Origin of the sequence: Mycobacterium sp. (genome assembly GCF_965277065.1) — a bacterium.
In the GTDB taxonomy this organism is placed as follows: Bacteria; Actinomycetota; Actinomycetes; order Mycobacteriales; family Mycobacteriaceae; genus Mycobacterium.
Genome location: NZ_CBDIBT010000006.1, coordinates 16289 through 30762 on the forward strand (window position 1 = coordinate 16289; position 14474 = coordinate 30762).

Below are 14474 nucleotides of genomic sequence, written 5' to 3' on the forward strand. Positions count from 1 at the left end.
CTTCGACGTGCCATGACGTCATTGAAGTTCGGCGTGGTCGCGCCGGTTGCCGCCGGCGTCACCGCGGACCCGCTGTGGATGGCGGCCTTCGCGCGGCACCTCGAGTCTTGCGGTTTCGAGTCGATCGTCGCCGTCGAGCACACCGTTCTCGCGACGCGGTACGAAAGTGTCTACCCCTACGACCCTTCCGGGCGCGTGGAGTTGGGGTCGGACTGTCCGGTGCCCGATCCCCTTGACCTGCTGTCGTTTCTGGCCGCTCACACCGAACGGCTCGGGTTGGCGACCGGGGTGCTGGTGCTGCCCAATCATCATCCGGTAGTGCTCGCCAAACGGGCAGCGACGGTGGATGCGTTGTCGCTCGGCAGGCTACGGCTGTGCATCGGGGTCGGCTGGCTGCGAGAAGAAATCGAGGCCTGTGGCACCGAGTTCACCAGCCGGGGCCGCCGCGCTGACGAACAGTTGACGGTTCTGCGGGCACTGTGGGATCAGCAATTCCACGGCGTCACCCATCGCGGCGAGTTCTTCCAGTTCGACGATATGGTCTGCAGCCCCAAACCTGCTCTGGGAAAGCATCTTCCGCTGCACATCGGCGGGCACAGCAAGGCGGCGGCTCGACGGGCCGGGCGGATCGGTGACGGGTTCCAGCCGTTGGGCGTGGCCGGCGCGCAGCTGGCAGAGCTGCTTAACGTGATGCGCGACGAGGCGACGGCTGCGGGACGTGATCCGGCCGATATCGAACTGACCCTGGGTCATTCGGTCAGCAAGATCGATCCCGAACGGGCAGAGCGGCTCGCCGCCCATGGGGCGGACCGGGTGGCCTTGGCGATGCCGCCGATCGCCGATCTCGATCAGGCCAAGGATGAGCTGTCGGCCTGCGCCCAACGACTGTCCTTGTCCACATGACGCTGCACGCAGACGATCGACTGGCGTTGAGCGACCTGGTGCACCGCTACGCCGCACGCGTCGACGACCGGCAATTCGACTTGGCAGCAGAACTTTTCACGACCGACGCGGAGCTGCTGCTGCCGGATCCACCGCAGACACTGGAGCCGGTCCACCGGCAGCTCGGCCACGTCGCGATCAGTGCGGCGATCGCCACCGTCGCGTCTACCATCCGAACGCAGCACGCCATCGTCGGCGAGGTATATGACGCCGGCCCCAGCCCCGATGTCGCCCACGGCCGCATCGGCTGCGTCGCCCATCACTGGGTCTCACGTGAAGACCAGACCCGTGACGTGACCTGGTATCTGCGCTACGAGGACGAGTATCAGCGTGCGGCCGGCGCACAGTGGCGAATTAGGTTTCGGGCGTTGACGATTGACGCCATCGATGCCCGGCCGATCCATCAGGTGCGGCCCGAAGCTTAGCCCCTTACCGCGGCCGCTTCGAGCAGGTCGGCAGCGCGAGTCAGGCTGGCGTCGGGCGAAGTCATCTGCTGCGCAACCGCTTTGGCCCGGGTTGCGTACTGCGGGGTCAGGATCACCCGCAGGTCCGCAATGAGTGAATCAAAGGTTGACTCCGCAAAGCGCCGCCCGAGACCGGCTTCCAGATGCGTGACGGACGCTGCCCACACCGGCTGATCCAAGCCGTTCCAGAGCACCAGGTTCGGGACTCCGGCTCGTAAGCCCGCGGCGGTGGTTCCTGCGCCGCCGTGGTGTACGACGGCGAGGCAGTCGGCAAACACAGCGGCGTGGTTCACTTCGCGCACCACTTTGACCTGATCGGAATTCGGCGCTCCACCAAAATAGTTCGGGCCCAGACATATCAACGCGCGGGTGTCGACCTGCGCACATGCCGCGCTGATCACGCCGACCATGTCCTTTGGTGCGGGAATCGGCATGCTGCCGAAGCCGAAATACACCGGTGGTGTTCCGCCCGAAATCCACGACAGCGCTTCCTCGTCCGCGTCAGTAGGTAGCTGCAGCGTCAGCGCTCCGACGAATGGCCGTCGGTCGGCGCTGGCGGCCCACTCGTCCGTCAGTCCTGGCATGCAGATGTTGTCGTACGCCTGAATCTCCAGCGCTGCAGTGGAAGGTGGGGACTCGTCCGGTAAGCCCAGTGCACGGCGTTGCTCCAGATCAGACTGCGTCGCCGCGCGCTCCGGAGGGGATCCCTGGTGCAGGATTTGAGGCGGAAAGAAGTGCAGCGCCGCCAACGGGACGCGGCAGTACTCGGCGACCCTGGCGACCGTCTCCTGCTCGGTCATGCCCGCCACCAGAAGATCGGCGCCCTCTGCCAGCGAAACCAACGCCGCAGTCTTCTCCGCCACGACCTGGGCCACGTACTCGACCGCTTGCGGGATAGCGGCCATCGGATTTTGCAGCATCCGGGTGAAGTCCTCGTCGCCCAACAGCTCCCGCCAGTCGCGTCCGTACGGCTCAGTCACCAGCGCCGCCGACTCGACATACGCACGCAGGTCGGGTGGGACCGTCACCGCCATCCGCACATCGTGACCTCGGCGCTGCAGCTCCCCTGCCACGGCGATGCAGGGTTCTGTGTCGCCGCGACTGCCGTAGGCGGCGAGGACGAACTTCACCGCCACAACCTAATACGCGATGAGACGCCCCGACCGCGCGGTATCAGGACGGCGGCTTCAGCCGGTCTTCGGTAGCGGAATGCCTTCGCCGGTGGCGAATTCGGCGTCGTCCTGCGCCGAGAGCCCTAGCGAGACCACCGATCGCGCGAACAGCGCGTCGGTCAGGAATGCTAGCGTGACCGCCCAGCGGTTGACCCCTCGCGGAATGGCATAGAGGTGATAAGCCCGGGCGACGACCTTAGCCGGAAAACCGGACAGCGGAATCTTCAACGGGTTCGCCACCGCCCGGTGCGGTCCGAGGTCGACCACCAATCCCATGTCGTGGTGCTTGTATTCATGCGCCTTACCGTGTCCGAGGCTGGCGGCTACGTTTCTGGCGAGCGTCTTGCCTTGGCGGGTCGCATGCTGCGCGGTGGGCGGCGTGATCTTGCCCGGTTGAGTCACGTCGGGCACCGCAGCGGCATCGCCGGCGGCGAAGACGTCGGGATGTCCGGGCACGGCGAGATCGGTCTGCACCTTCAACCGGCCCTTTTCGGTGGGTAATCCGAGCGTCTCGATCAGCGGTGCTGCGGTCACGCCGGTCACCCACGCGACGGTGTGGGCATTCACCCGCGAGTCGTCGCTGAGTACGACGTGGCCCGCGTGAACTTCGTTGAGAGTCAAGCCCAGTCGGATGTCGACTCCGCGCTGTCGCAAGACCTTCTGCGCGCGCGCTCCCAACTTCTCACCGACCTCGGGCATCACCTGTTCGGCCAGGTCGAGGAGCAGGAATCTCACCGAAGCCGGGTCGAAACTCATCTGCTTGGCGGCGGCGTGCGCCAGTGCGCGGAGCTGTAAAACGAGTTCAGTTCCCGAATACGACGCGCCGACCACGACGATGGTGCGTCGAGCCTGCGCCAGCTCGGCGTCCTCGTCCAAGCAGGAAAGCTCGAGTTGCTCGAGTACGTGGTCACGAAGGTAAAGGGCTTCGGCTACTGACTTCAAACCCCTTGCGTACTTTGCCAATCCCGGAATGTCGAACAGCCGCGTCACCGAACCGGGAGTCAGCACCAGCCGGTCCCAGGACATTTCGCGGGTGCGCTGCTCGAGGTCGGTGAAGCGGAGTCGGTGCTGCCCAAGATCGACGCTGTCCACCCGGCCCCGAACCGCCCGCACGCCCTTGAGCGTTCCCGCCAGTGGGATGGCGACGAATCGCGCATCGACCACTCCCCCCGCCACGTCCGGCAGCAGCGGCGTGTAGAGCATGTAGTCGACAGGCGAGATGATCGTCACGTCGACATCGGATCTGCGCAGCCGGCGTGCCAGCCGGCGCGCACACTCGAATCCGGTAAACCCGCTGCCCACGACCACCACCGACGTCACCCCGTCCATGTATCCACTTGGCGGGACGCACAAACCGATCCCGGTCGAGGATCCGCAGCAGGCCTTCGGTGTCGCCGGGTCCGTTTCCCTGCCCGGGATTCGGGTAGCCAGGCCGGATGGTGAACACGGTTATCGACCACCAGCACATCGCGCATCCGCCGACCGGGCGGGCGGTGAACACCGTTGCCAAGCGTCCCGTTTTGCTCCTTGTCGCGATGGCCATCGCCGCGTTCGTGGTATGCGTGGCCAGCCTCGTCAATAGGCAGATCGACCTGGGTGTCGGTGCGGCGAGCGTGTCATTGCTCGCTGCCGGCGCATCGCTGGCGTGGCGATCGACGGAAGTACGACGGGTCCGTCAAGTTCAGCGAGACTGGACTAGCGCGCCCGGCGTCGCGCACTGAGTCACGTAACGCCGGCTGGGCTCATTCGAGGGAGGCCAAATTGGACACGGATTTACGCACGTCCGACTTGATGACTTTCGCCACCAGCTTCCCCAGCGGCCCGTTCAGTAGACCACCACTCAGTGTGGAGGACAGCTCGAAGGTCGAGCCGGGTTTGTTGTCAGTGACCTTCATGGCGACAGTGATGTGAACCCCGCCGCGACCGCGGCCGGCCAATTCTATGGCGGTGGGTTCGTGGTATTGAGTCACCTCCCAGTGAATGACGTTGCGAAATCCCTTGACCTTGATGAGCGACGAGACTTCAGTTCCTTGTTTGATCGTTGAGGGCACCTCGCCGCGCCAACCGCCGAATATCGTCATCCAGTCGCCGAATCGGCTCAGATCCGATGCCAGCTTCCACGCTGCTGCGGGCGAAAGGTCCGACGTTGTCGAGACATCCACTCCTGCCACGTCGTCTCACTTTCTGCTGGCAGAGAATTGCCGGTAGCTCCGCGGGCGGTACCTACCCTGCCGTGTCGGCGGGATGAACCGGGGGCTGGTCAGATGCCTGTCCAGGTCTGATCAAGCTGATCGGCCACATCAATGACCTGCGCGGCTTGCGATTCGGGTGCGTCGATCTCGTCGTTGACGTATTGCGCAATGAACCGGCGAATTTCGGCATCAACGCCACCAATGATGCGCAGGATCTCCCCGCGGATGCTTTTCGACGACACGTGAACCGCGATATCGGAGGCACGCGGCTTGGCGACGTCGACAATCAGCAGTAGCGGTTCGGCGGCACGCGCGGTCGCGCTCAGCGCGATGTCGCCGTCCACGGTGAACCGTTGCTTGTCGATGCGGAGGTCGACGAGCAGGTCGATCAACAGCGGGATGTGGATGTCAAAAGTGATGGTGTCGGCGACATTGCGCGTGACCTTGGGCTGCTTGATGGTCACCGCTGCGCTGACTCGGGCGATCTTGCCTGGACCCTGAGCCATCGTCGGCATCTCGAACTGGCTACCGGCGATCGCGGCGAATGCGGCGCCGACCCGCTCCTCGGTCACAGCCACCTCGAAGAAGCGCCGTCCGAACGTCTCGTAGCTAACGTACTCAAAGCCCTGCATGAGTAAATACCGTCTCACGTCGGCCACCGAGACGACGGCTGATCGCGTCGTGTCGGCCGCGCCGCATCCGGTTAGGCAAACGCTGCCGCGGGGTACACCGGTCGCGATGATTCCTCAGCTATCTCCGGTCGGACCGGACCCGCTGACATGAGGCTGCGCAAGAGCGCGGTCAACGGGCCGGGGCTTGGTCGCGTTCGCCGCGGACGCGGCTTCTCTTACATCGACGTCGACGGCGATCGCGTCGACGACGCAGAGGTGCTGGCGCGAATCGAGGCGCTCGTCATTCCGCCGGCGTGGAAGAACGTGTGGATCTCGCCGTATCCCAATGGGCATATTCAGGCCGTCGGGAACGACGCCGCAGGCCGCCGCCAGTACGTCTACCACGAACGATGGCAAGCCGAGCGGTCCGAGGAAAAGTACGACCGGGCGGTGAGCCTGGCCAAGCAGCTCCCGGATTGGCGCCTGCACCTGCTCACCGACCTGAAGGGCCGCGGGGTGGGACGCGATCGCGTGCTGGCGTTGGCGCAGCACCTGATCGACCAGGGCTACTTCCGGGCCGGCGGCGAAGAATACGTCGAGGAGAACGGCAGCTACGGACTGTCAACCCTGTTGCGCGACCACGTTCGGCTGCGTCGAGACTGCGTGGACTTCGACTATCCCGCCAAAAGCGGTGTGCGCCGGACGGTGTCGTTGGAAGATCCGTTGGTGCTGAGCGCGGTCCGATCATTGTTGCGTGCCGACACCTCGACCGACCGGCTGCTGGCTTACCGAACCTCGGACGGCTGGTCCGAGGTGCACGCCGATGACCTCAACGTGCGTTTCCGGGAGTTGGTGGGCGCAGATTTCAGCGTCAAGGATCTGAGGACTTGGCATGGCACGGTGCTCGCCGCGGAAGCGTTCGCGATTGCCCGCGAGCCGAACTCCAAGACGGCTCGCCGTCGTGAAGAAGCTGCCGTGATGCGCGCGGTCTCCGAGCAATTGGGTAATACCCCGGCGGTAGCGCGACGCTCCTACGTGGATCCTCGCGTGGTCATTGCCTACGAGCAGGGGCTCACCATTGCGCCTGCGCTGCGCCGGGCCAAAGGTCAGCGAACGCCGGAGGCCCGGCGCGAAACCATCGAGCGTGCGACCGCCCGAATGATCCGACGCGCCAAACAGAGCTGAGGCCGACCGTGTAGCCGTGTGCTGGGCGGCGCGTATGAGAGAATTCCGTTATCGCACCGGCGCGATCCGGACTGACGATTCTGCGGGCCAATGGTCCCCCACGCCGCCAGCCATGTAGTTGATGTCCCCGGCCATGTCCTGACCTGGCAATTCACGGAGGGTGTCTGATCCAATGTGCGCCTACCACGTCACAGCGCCGCACTCCTCCGGTTCTTCTGCCGGGGCGTGGCTCACCTGGGTCGGCGGCGGCGAGCGCCGCGAACTGGGCGAACAGCACGAGCGTTCTGCGCATGCCGTCGCCGGCGTCGTCGTGCTCGCCACCGTCGCATTGACATGGGGGGTGACGACGCTTGCGGTCATGCAGGCAACGCGGCTCTCGGCGCTCGCGGTCTTGCCGTTCACTCTGGTGTTCGCACTGCTGGTGGGGGCGATCAGCCGGACGACCGCCACCGGCCCGGCCCGCGGCGCGCCGAAACGCGGGGCGTTGGCCGTCGGCCTGGTCTTGTGTGCAGTTGCGGGCGAATTCGCCTCACTTGCAATACTTTCCGGCCCAATCGATCATCACCTTCGACAACAGGCCACGCGCAACGCCGCCTCGGCTCCGGCTGTCGTACAAGCATCAGGCAGCCTGCAGCGCGTGCGTGATGCGCGTGTCGCACTCGACCACACGGTTGACGTGGCGCGCACACATCGCGACGAGGCTCTGGTCGTCGCCCGCTGCGAATACCACCCCACTCCGGCATGTCCGCAAACCCGCATCACAGGTGTGCCCGGATCGGGGCCCGAAACCCGAACGGCCAACCAGATTCTCGCGGACTCGCAGCAAGAACTGGACGCAGCCGTTGCTGTCCGTGACAGCCGAGCCGCCGATCTGGATGCTCGTATCGTCGACGGCGAGCGGTCACTCAGCGAAAGCCGGCAAGGTGGCAAGGCGGATCAGGGTATCGGCGCTCGGTGGGTCGCCATGCAGCAGCTGACCTCGATCAGCACGAACATCTTGATTCTGCAACTGCTTACCGTCGCATTCTTCGCCTTTCTCGCGCTACTGCCGACGATTCTGCGGCTGTGGCGAGGCGAGACGACGCATGATCGCCATGCGCAGGCCCGGGCCGAACGCGAACGTGCCGAACTGACAGCCGATACGGCGATCGCCGTCAAACGAGCGGAGATGCGTGCTGCCACCGAAATCATGTGGGCCGAAGAGCAACTCGCGCACGCCCGCCTCGCTGTCGAAGCACAGCTGGAGATCGACCGGGCGCAGCTTCGCCACCGTGTGACCGCCGCTATCGAGCCCCCGACACCGGACCCGACACCGGCGGTCGAGGACATCTATTTGCCGATCGCCGCCGAGGCGGAGGCCGCAAGCCTGGCGGCGACGCAGTCGATCGGTGCGGCGGCAACGCCGCCGGCCGCCGAAGCGGCAAACCTGCCCGCGGCGGTCGAGCGGCGGAATACCCCTGCAACGCCTGGGATTCCGACCATTCCCGATTTCACCAGAGCCGCTGCTCGCTGGATCCGCCCGCTGGTTCCCGGAATCGTGGCCCGCGCAATCGATACGTCAACCCATCCATTGCGCACCGCGCGCCAGGTGATCGAGGAGGTTGAGGACATCACCTTCTCGCTCAAGCGCACTCATAGGGTCACCGTGCACTCCGAAGAAAGTTCCGGTTTCACGCCAGCTGCTGAGTCGCCCGCGTACACGTCGGCTGACGACCACGACGGCGACTTCGGAACTTTTGCGGCCCAGCCGCTCTCGCCACGGCGCCCGTCGTCGAAACGGAATATCACGGCGTTGAGGTCGGGCCGCGGCGAATCGCCACCTCAATTGACCGAGCGCGACGGACTTGCCGAGTTGCGTGCGAGTGACGATCCGCGGCAGTTGCCGCCCGCCGAATAGACAAACGACAGAACACCGTAGGACCGCCTGCACAGACGCGCGAAATCCCGCGCAGAAAGGTCATATCGATCACAGCGAAAGATAACTCTTTGCTAAAGAGGGTTGTTGGCCTAACGTTGCTGCGTCTGGCCCTGACGGCGGACAACTTGGCGCTTTTCTCAGCGAAAAGTCAAGGAACGGTTACTGTTCCACGCGTGTGAAATCAGTGGTTTCGAAACACCTATCCACCAGGCTCTTTTGGGCGCAAGTGAGACGTACGTCATTCTCAACATGTAAAAGTGATGGCGTCCACAAAGTTTGATTGTCTATTGATCTTGTCAGTACCGTCCCGGCCCATGTTTGTTTTAGCAACGCTGATGGGTCTGCTCGAGCAGATGTCAGGCACGCCCTACATCACCGGCGGGAACTCCCCGGCGGGCACTGACTGTTCAGGCTTGGCCTCCCTGGTATCCAACATGGCAACCGACCGGCCGGCATTCAGCGGCAGGTTCAACACGGGTGACGAAGAGTCAGCCCTCTTGGCGCGTGGCTTCAAGTACGGCACCGCGCCCGGTGCGCTGGTGATCGGTTGGAACGGCGGACACACCGCGGTAACGCTGCCCGACGGCACGCCGGTCTCCAGTGGCGAAGGCGGTGGTGTGCGGATCGGTGGCGGTGGCGCCTACCAGCCTCAGTTCCGCCACCACATGTACTTAGCGGTGGACGGCGACGCGCCCGCCGAACCGGCGCCCGTCCTGGTCAACCTGATCGCGCCCGAGCCGCCTCCGCCGGGACCAGAGCCAGCCGAGCCTGCGCCTCCCCCGCCGCCGGCCCCTGCACCGGACGCCGCTCCGGCCGGTGACACTCCCAACGACGCACCCGCACCACCCGAAGCAGCCTGAACAGGCGTCAGACTGAGAACCGCTCGCGGTACCGAGCGAACCGGTCGGGCAGGTCGTGCTCGTCGAGTCCGAACATTTCGGCCGACGTCGCGATTCTGCCCAGCCGGCCTCGCTGGTGGTTGTCCAGGTAGTCAGTCATCGCCGCGCGTGCACTGGCACTGAGAGGCTCTCCGGCGAGCTCGTAGAATCGCTCGACGGCACCGAGTTCGTCGTTCATGAACTCATCGAAGTGGACGTCGATGGACCGCTCGGGCGGAATCAGGTCGCGATCTCGAACAAGTGCGTTCAGCATCAACTGCAGACGCTCGGACCACGATGCCGCGATCTCGTGCACTGGCACCGGAGAGCGGTGCATGCGCGCCGTGTAGGTCAACATCGCGAGCATGGACAGCACCACCGGTACCGGGTCGCGGTGGGTGAACACCACGACGACACCGGGGAACACGGCGTCCAGCACCGAGAGCTGCTCGAGGTGCTGCGGCGACTTCAGCAGCCAGCGGCGGCCACCCCGGAGGAATTGCAGAGCTTTCAGCTGAAGCTTCAGATGCTCGTACGACGATGTCTGGTCGTGGGACAGATAGTGGTCCCGCCAGCGCGGCACATGGGCGAGCGTCTCGAAGAGCATCGTGGAGAAGTCGTTGGCCAGCAGCTGGATCTCCTCGTGGACATGCTCTGTCGTCATCTCGTGCATGAGCGGAAAGTGCGGCATCGCCGAGTTCATGAACTCGACGGCGATATCCATCCGCGCCTTACGCGGATCCGGCTCGATACCCAGCTCTGCTGCCAGCGGAAACGGCTCCACGCTCTCCCAGTACGGAATGGTCCGGAACGTGGGCCCGGCCGCCAGCAAGTTGTGCAGGTGGGTGGTGCCCGTGCGCGGTAAACCCGCGATGACGACAGGCGGTAGCACATCGATGTCGCGAATTTCCGGATGGCGCGTCAGCAGGTCGTTGAGCAGTAGCCGGTTTTTGAGCAACTGCAACATCTGCGCGTGAAAGTTGACGATCCCGGGGTCCTGCAGGCCGTGGATCTCACGCAGTGCGGCGAGCAAGACGTCGAGGCGCTCCCGGTAGTCGTCGGATCCGAAATCGTTCAGCCCGGTCTCGGCCACGGCCTTGGCGTGCAGCACCTCGCCGTTTAGCGGGCACTCTGCCGCCATCGTGGCCATGAGGTCGCGGGTCTGGTCCATCTCCGTGCTGAAGCGCGGCACGGCCAGGTCGTCAAGGTGTACAAGCGCGAGCGGGGCATCTGTCATGGCGAATTATGTTACTTTCAGTTCCGTAATGACGACAGAGCTCGGCCGCCCCCGGGATAAGCGCATCGACAGCGCGGTGCTGCGCTCCACCGTCGAGTTGCTCGCCGAGACCGGCTACGCCGATTTGTCGGTGGATGCGATCGCGCGGCAGGCCGGCACCAGCAAACCCGCGATCTACCGGCGTTGGCCCAGTAAGGCCCACCTCGTGCACGAGGCGGTTTTTCCGATCAGCGACGCCATGGCCTTGCCGGACACCGGGTCGCTGGCAGGAGACGTTCGCGAGATGGTCAGCCGCACCGCGGTGGTGCTGAACACCCCCGCCGCGCGGGCGGCGTTGCCTGGACTGGTCGGTGAGATGGCTGCCGATCTGACCCTGCACGCGACCCTGCTGGAACGCTTCAGCGAAATCTTGTCTCGCGGGTTGAACGATCGCCTCGCCGACGCCGTCGCACGCGGCGAGGTCCGTCCCGACGTCACCGCAGCCGAAATCGTCGAGGTCGTTGCCGGTACCACCTTCCTGGCCCTGCTCACCCGCGGCGACGCGCTCGACGACTCCTGGGTGCAACGCACGGCAACCCTGATAACGAGAGGCATAAGCGGATGACCAGCACCGAGCACGAGTCCACCGTCGCCTGGCGCGAGCTGCTGGACACGCTGGGCAGTTTGGACCGCTCATTCCTGGACGGCGACCGCGCCGTCACCGACGACCGCCAGATCGGTGACGGCTACCGCATGCTGGCCACCACCCTGGGCGTCGCCTTCGACACCTACTTGTTCGGTGAGCCAAGCCGGCCCATGTTCGTGGCGGTCAACACGCCCTTTCGGCGGGACCGCCGCTGGGGCGGCGACAACACCGACGCCTACTACTACATCTGCCCGGTCGATCCGCACCGTCGTTACCGAATCAGCGGGAACCGGGGCGACAGCGTCTACTTCTCGCTGACCGCTTACAACGAACCATCGCCGGGCGGCTGGTCGGACCGCGTTGTGGCGATCGTGCGCGACGGCGATCTCGATATCGACGCCGCCGGCAACTTCTCCTTCGAGCTCGGGCCGACACCGGATGCCGCGGTGTTGATGACCCGCGATTATCAGGCCGACCCGCAGACCGGTCGCCGGGTCCACTGGCACATCGAGTCGCTCGACGAGCCCGAGCCCGTTCGGCACGGCGATGCCGAGACCGCGGCGAAGCTACGGTCCGTCGCCGCGTGGATGCGCACGATGTTCGCCATCATTCCGCTGGCTATCGGCGCGAGGGTCGATCAGGCGCACGCGCTCGGCCACGAGATAGCTCACGCAGCAAACCAATTCGCCGACCCTTACCAGGTGCCGGACGCCAACTTCGGCTGGTCGGCCCGCGACGCCTGCTACTCCTACGGCAGCTTCGTACTCGACGACGACGAAGCGCTGGTCATCACCCACCGGCCGCCGGCGTGCCGGTTCTGGAACCTGGTGGTGTGGAACCAGTTCATGGCGACCCACGGTGTGACCGATGCCCGCTGCTCAGTTAATGGCCACAGCGCGATCCCCAATGCGGATGGCTCGGTGACAGTGGTGCTCTCTCGGGGGTTGACAACGCATCCGAATTCGCTGACCACGCTTGACTATCCCCGTGGCAACCTTGCCTTCCGCTGGTTTCTCGCCGATGAGGTGCCGGCTCGGCCGGAGGTGCAGCTGGTGAAAGCGGCTGATGCGCCCGACTCCATCGACGCGTCAGACTGAATCACTCTGCCGCCGCACTCAACTGGTGATGCGGCACGGTTCGCCGCCGAGGGCTACGATTACGAGCGAGGGTATTTTGGCGATGCCCAGAGAATTCTTAGTTTGGACAACCAATACTGGGGGAATCTTGAGCGTCATGATTGCGCGTCGAGTCACTCGTCTCACTGGTGCCGCGGCTGCCGCGGCGTGGACGCTCGGAGTGTCCGCACTTCCGATCGCCACCGTTCCGTCCGCATCCGCCCAGCCGTGTCCCGACACCCAGGTGGTTTTCGCGCGTGGCACCGGCGAGGATCCAGGTGTCGGACCGACCGGGCAAGCCTTCGTCGACGCCCTGCGTGGTCGGCTGGGCGGGAAGTCGATGGACGTTTACCCAGTGAACTACCCGGCCAGCGATCAGTGGTCGACTGGCCTGGACGGCATCAGGGACGCCGAGGCGCATGTCGTCAGCGAGACTTCCGCCTGCCCCAACACCAAAATGGTGCTCGGCGGCTACTCGCAGGGTGCAGCAGTGGCGGGCTTCCTGACATCGTCCGCTGTGCCGGACTCTGTTCCCAAGGACGTCGACCCGGCAACCATTCCCCGACCGCTCGATCCCGCGGTGGCCAATCACGTCGCTGCGGTGGTGCTATTCGGGACACCGAACGTCCGGGCGATGAACTTCCTCGGTCAGCCGCAGCTGGTGATCGGGCCGTTGTATCAGGCCAAGACCATTCAGGTGTGCGCCGTGGAGGACCCGGTCTGCTCTGACGGAATGAATTTCTCCGCACACAACAGCTACGTCGACGATGGCAGCGTGATCGCTCAGGGCGTGGACTTCGCCGCCAGCCGCCTGCAGGGGCCCGGCAGTCCAGCCCCGATACAGGCGGCGCAGCACGGCGGCTTCGGCAACTAGGCCGACTACCCCGCATCGGCGACGCCGATGACGGTGCGATCCAGTAACTGACGTTGCGCGGGATGGTGCAACGATTCTCCGCGCCCGCATTCGCGGTGGACTAGCGTCGAGGTCTGTTTGTGACGCGCGTCCGGGGATGGAGAACATGTATGGCGATCCGAGTCGCCCAGGTGGGTACTGGGAACGTCGGTCGGTTGGCGTTGATCGAGCTGATCATCAATCCGCAATTCGACCTCACCGGCGTGTGCGTGTCGACACCGGAGAAGGTCGGCAAGGACGCCGGCGATCTTGCCGGCTTGAATGTCTCCACCGGGATTGCTGCCGTCGACGACCTCGACGCCCTGCTCGCCACCCGGCCGGAGTGTGTCGTGTACTGCGCGATGGGCGACACCCGCCTGCCCGAGGCGACGGCCGACGTCATGCGCATCCTCAGCGCCGGCATCAACGTCGTCGGGTCGTCGCCCGGATTGCTGCAATACCCCTGGGGCGTCATCCCGGACAAGTACTTCAAACGTGTTGAAGACGCTGCAGTACAAGGTAATTCGAGTCTCTTCATCAGCGGCGTCGATCCGGGATTCGTCAACGACCTGATTCCTCTCGCACTTGCCGGTACGTGTCAACGCATCGAACAGGTGCGCTGCATGGAGATTCACGACTACGCGTCCTACGACGGCGCCGAAGTCATGCACTACATGGGCTTTGCCCGGCCCCTGGACGAGATCCCGATGCTGCTTCAGCCGGGTGTGCTCAGCATTGCCTGGGGCACCGCGATCCGGCAACTCGCGGCCGGTCTGGGCATCGAGGTGGACGAGATCACCGAGTCCTACCAGCGCGAGCCGGCGCCCGAGGACTTCGACATCGCGGTCGGTCACGTGGCCAAGGGAACGTCGGCGGTTCTGCAGTTCGAGATCCGCGGCATGGTCAACGGGCATCCCGCGATCGTGATCGAGCACGTCACCAGGTTGCGGCCCGATCTGCGCCCGGACCTGCCTCAGCCCGCCGCGGGCGGCGGTTCCTATCGTGTCGAGATCACCGGCGAGCCCTCCTATGCGGTGGACATCGTTCCGAGCAGTCGTTACGGCGACCACAATCAGGCAGCGATCTGCGGTGCGGCCGGCCGGATTGTGAACGCCATCCCGGCGGTGGTCGCAGCCTCGCCCGGCATCAGGACGACGCTCGATCTGCCGTTCATCACCGGGAGCGGGCTGTATGCACGCGAACCCGTTGCAGCGAGCTAGACGTCGAAACCTGCTGACACGCG

General features: G+C 65.0%; 15 protein-coding genes. 10 read left to right on the top strand and 5 right to left on the bottom strand.

Annotation, left to right across the window (positions count from 1 at the left end; translation table 11 throughout):
- Positions 1–21: 21 nt before the first annotated feature.
- Positions 22–903: an LLM class F420-dependent oxidoreductase gene (locus ACQY5A_RS00640; RefSeq protein ID WP_428338504.1), complete on the top strand. Its 882-nt coding sequence runs from the start codon at positions 22–24 to the stop codon at positions 901–903.
- A complete protein-coding gene (locus ACQY5A_RS00645) occupies positions 900–1367 on the top strand; it encodes a nuclear transport factor 2 family protein (RefSeq protein ID WP_428338429.1) in 468 nt (155 codons plus the stop codon). Before ACQY5A_RS00640 ends, ACQY5A_RS00645 begins: the two co-directional genes overlap by 4 nt.
- Here ACQY5A_RS00645 and ACQY5A_RS00650 read toward each other — a convergent pair.
- Positions 1364–2536 carry a glycosyltransferase gene (locus tag ACQY5A_RS00650; RefSeq protein ID WP_428338430.1) on the bottom strand — a complete coding sequence of 391 codons (1173 nt, stop codon included), beginning with the start codon at positions 2534–2536 and terminating at the stop codon, positions 1364–1366. The genes ACQY5A_RS00645 and ACQY5A_RS00650 overlap by 4 nt on opposite strands.
- Positions 2537–2593: 57 nt before the next feature.
- Positions 2594–3898, bottom strand: a complete 1305-nt coding sequence (locus tag ACQY5A_RS00655; RefSeq protein WP_428338506.1) for an NAD(P)/FAD-dependent oxidoreductase — start codon at positions 3896–3898, stop codon at positions 2594–2596.
- 116 nt (positions 3899–4014) lie between these two features.
- Here ACQY5A_RS00655 and ACQY5A_RS00660 point away from each other — a divergent pair, with 116 nt between their 5' ends.
- Positions 4015–4299: a LapA family protein gene (locus ACQY5A_RS00660; RefSeq protein ID WP_428338431.1), complete on the top strand. Its 285-nt coding sequence runs from the start codon at positions 4015–4017 to the stop codon at positions 4297–4299.
- 21 nt (positions 4300–4320) lie between these two features.
- On the opposite strand, the gene ACQY5A_RS00665 is transcribed toward ACQY5A_RS00660, so the two are convergent.
- The gene (locus tag ACQY5A_RS00665) at positions 4321–4749 is read right to left on the bottom strand and encodes a type II toxin-antitoxin system Rv0910 family toxin (protein WP_428338432.1); all 429 of its coding nucleotides are present in this window, start codon (positions 4747–4749) and stop codon (positions 4321–4323) included.
- A gap of 89 nt (positions 4750–4838) precedes the next feature.
- Complete coding sequence (locus ACQY5A_RS00670) at positions 4839–5402, bottom strand: hypothetical protein (RefSeq protein WP_428338433.1); 564 nt, start codon at positions 5400–5402, stop codon at positions 4839–4841.
- Positions 5403–5549: 147 nt separating this feature from the next.
- Here ACQY5A_RS00670 and ACQY5A_RS00675 point away from each other — a divergent pair, with 147 nt between their 5' ends.
- From ACQY5A_RS00675 to ACQY5A_RS00685, 3 genes are all read left to right on the top strand, one after another.
- The gene (locus ACQY5A_RS00675) at positions 5550–6566 is read left to right on the top strand and encodes a DNA topoisomerase IB (RefSeq protein ID WP_428338434.1); all 1017 of its coding nucleotides are present in this window, start codon (positions 5550–5552) and stop codon (positions 6564–6566) included.
- 172 nt (positions 6567–6738) lie between these two features.
- Positions 6739–8463, top strand: a complete 1725-nt coding sequence (locus tag ACQY5A_RS00680) for a DUF4407 domain-containing protein (RefSeq protein WP_428338507.1) — start codon at positions 6739–6741, stop codon at positions 8461–8463.
- A gap of 335 nt (positions 8464–8798) precedes the next feature.
- Entirely contained in the window at positions 8799–9344 is a 546-nt protein-coding gene (locus tag ACQY5A_RS00685) for a peptidoglycan endopeptidase (protein ID WP_428338435.1), read from the top strand.
- A 7-nt stretch (positions 9345–9351) separates the two neighbouring features.
- Here ACQY5A_RS00685 and ACQY5A_RS00690 read toward each other — a convergent pair whose 3' ends face one another.
- A complete protein-coding gene (locus tag ACQY5A_RS00690) occupies positions 9352–10599 on the bottom strand; it encodes a sulfotransferase family protein (RefSeq protein ID WP_428338436.1) in 1248 nt (415 codons plus the stop codon).
- 28 nt (positions 10600–10627) lie between these two features.
- Between ACQY5A_RS00690 and ACQY5A_RS00695 the strand changes: the two genes are divergently transcribed.
- The 4 genes from ACQY5A_RS00695 to ACQY5A_RS00710 all read left to right on the top strand — a co-directional run bounded on the left by ACQY5A_RS00695 (position 10628) and on the right by ACQY5A_RS00710 (position 14451).
- A complete protein-coding gene (locus ACQY5A_RS00695) occupies positions 10628–11203 on the top strand; it encodes a TetR/AcrR family transcriptional regulator (protein ID WP_428338437.1) in 576 nt (191 codons plus the stop codon).
- Positions 11200–12321 (top strand): DUF1214 domain-containing protein, encoded by a 1122-nt coding sequence (locus ACQY5A_RS00700; protein WP_428338438.1) that lies wholly within the window; start codon positions 11200–11202, stop codon positions 12319–12321. The genes ACQY5A_RS00695 and ACQY5A_RS00700 overlap by 4 nt, the downstream gene beginning before the upstream one ends.
- Before the next feature lie 136 nt (positions 12322–12457).
- Positions 12458–13213, top strand: coding sequence for a cutinase family protein (locus ACQY5A_RS00705; RefSeq protein ID WP_428338439.1), 756 nt, complete (start codon positions 12458–12460; stop codon positions 13211–13213).
- 149 nt (positions 13214–13362) lie between these two features.
- Complete coding sequence (locus ACQY5A_RS00710) at positions 13363–14451, top strand: NAD(P)H-dependent amine dehydrogenase family protein (protein WP_428338440.1); 1089 nt, start codon at positions 13363–13365, stop codon at positions 14449–14451.
- The last annotated feature ends 23 nt before the right edge of the window (positions 14452–14474 follow it).

Excerpts from the sequence above, each read along its gene's own strand:
- ACQY5A_RS00645 (WP_428338429.1), top strand. The coding sequence starts at position 900 with ATGACGCTGCACGCAGACGATCGACTGGCGTTGAGCGACCTGGTGCAC.
- ACQY5A_RS00660 (WP_428338431.1), top strand. The coding sequence starts at position 4,015 with ATGGTGAACACGGTTATCGACCACCAGCACATCGCGCATCCGCCGACC.
- ACQY5A_RS00670 (WP_428338433.1), bottom strand. The coding sequence starts at position 5,402 with ATGCAGGGCTTTGAGTACGTTAGCTACGAGACGTTCGGACGGCGCTTC.
- ACQY5A_RS00675 (WP_428338434.1), top strand. The coding sequence starts at position 5,550 with ATGAGGCTGCGCAAGAGCGCGGTCAACGGGCCGGGGCTTGGTCGCGTT.
- ACQY5A_RS00680 (WP_428338507.1), top strand. The coding sequence starts at position 6,739 with ATGTGCGCCTACCACGTCACAGCGCCGCACTCCTCCGGTTCTTCTGCC.
- ACQY5A_RS00685 (WP_428338435.1), top strand. The coding sequence starts at position 8,799 with ATGTTTGTTTTAGCAACGCTGATGGGTCTGCTCGAGCAGATGTCAGGC.
- ACQY5A_RS00690 (WP_428338436.1), bottom strand. The coding sequence starts at position 10,599 with ATGACAGATGCCCCGCTCGCGCTTGTACACCTTGACGACCTGGCCGTG.
- ACQY5A_RS00695 (WP_428338437.1), top strand. The coding sequence starts at position 10,628 with ATGACGACAGAGCTCGGCCGCCCCCGGGATAAGCGCATCGACAGCGCG.
- ACQY5A_RS00700 (WP_428338438.1), top strand. The coding sequence starts at position 11,200 with ATGACCAGCACCGAGCACGAGTCCACCGTCGCCTGGCGCGAGCTGCTG.
- ACQY5A_RS00705 (WP_428338439.1), top strand. The coding sequence starts at position 12,458 with ATGATTGCGCGTCGAGTCACTCGTCTCACTGGTGCCGCGGCTGCCGCG.
- ACQY5A_RS00710 (WP_428338440.1), top strand. The coding sequence starts at position 13,363 with ATGGCGATCCGAGTCGCCCAGGTGGGTACTGGGAACGTCGGTCGGTTG.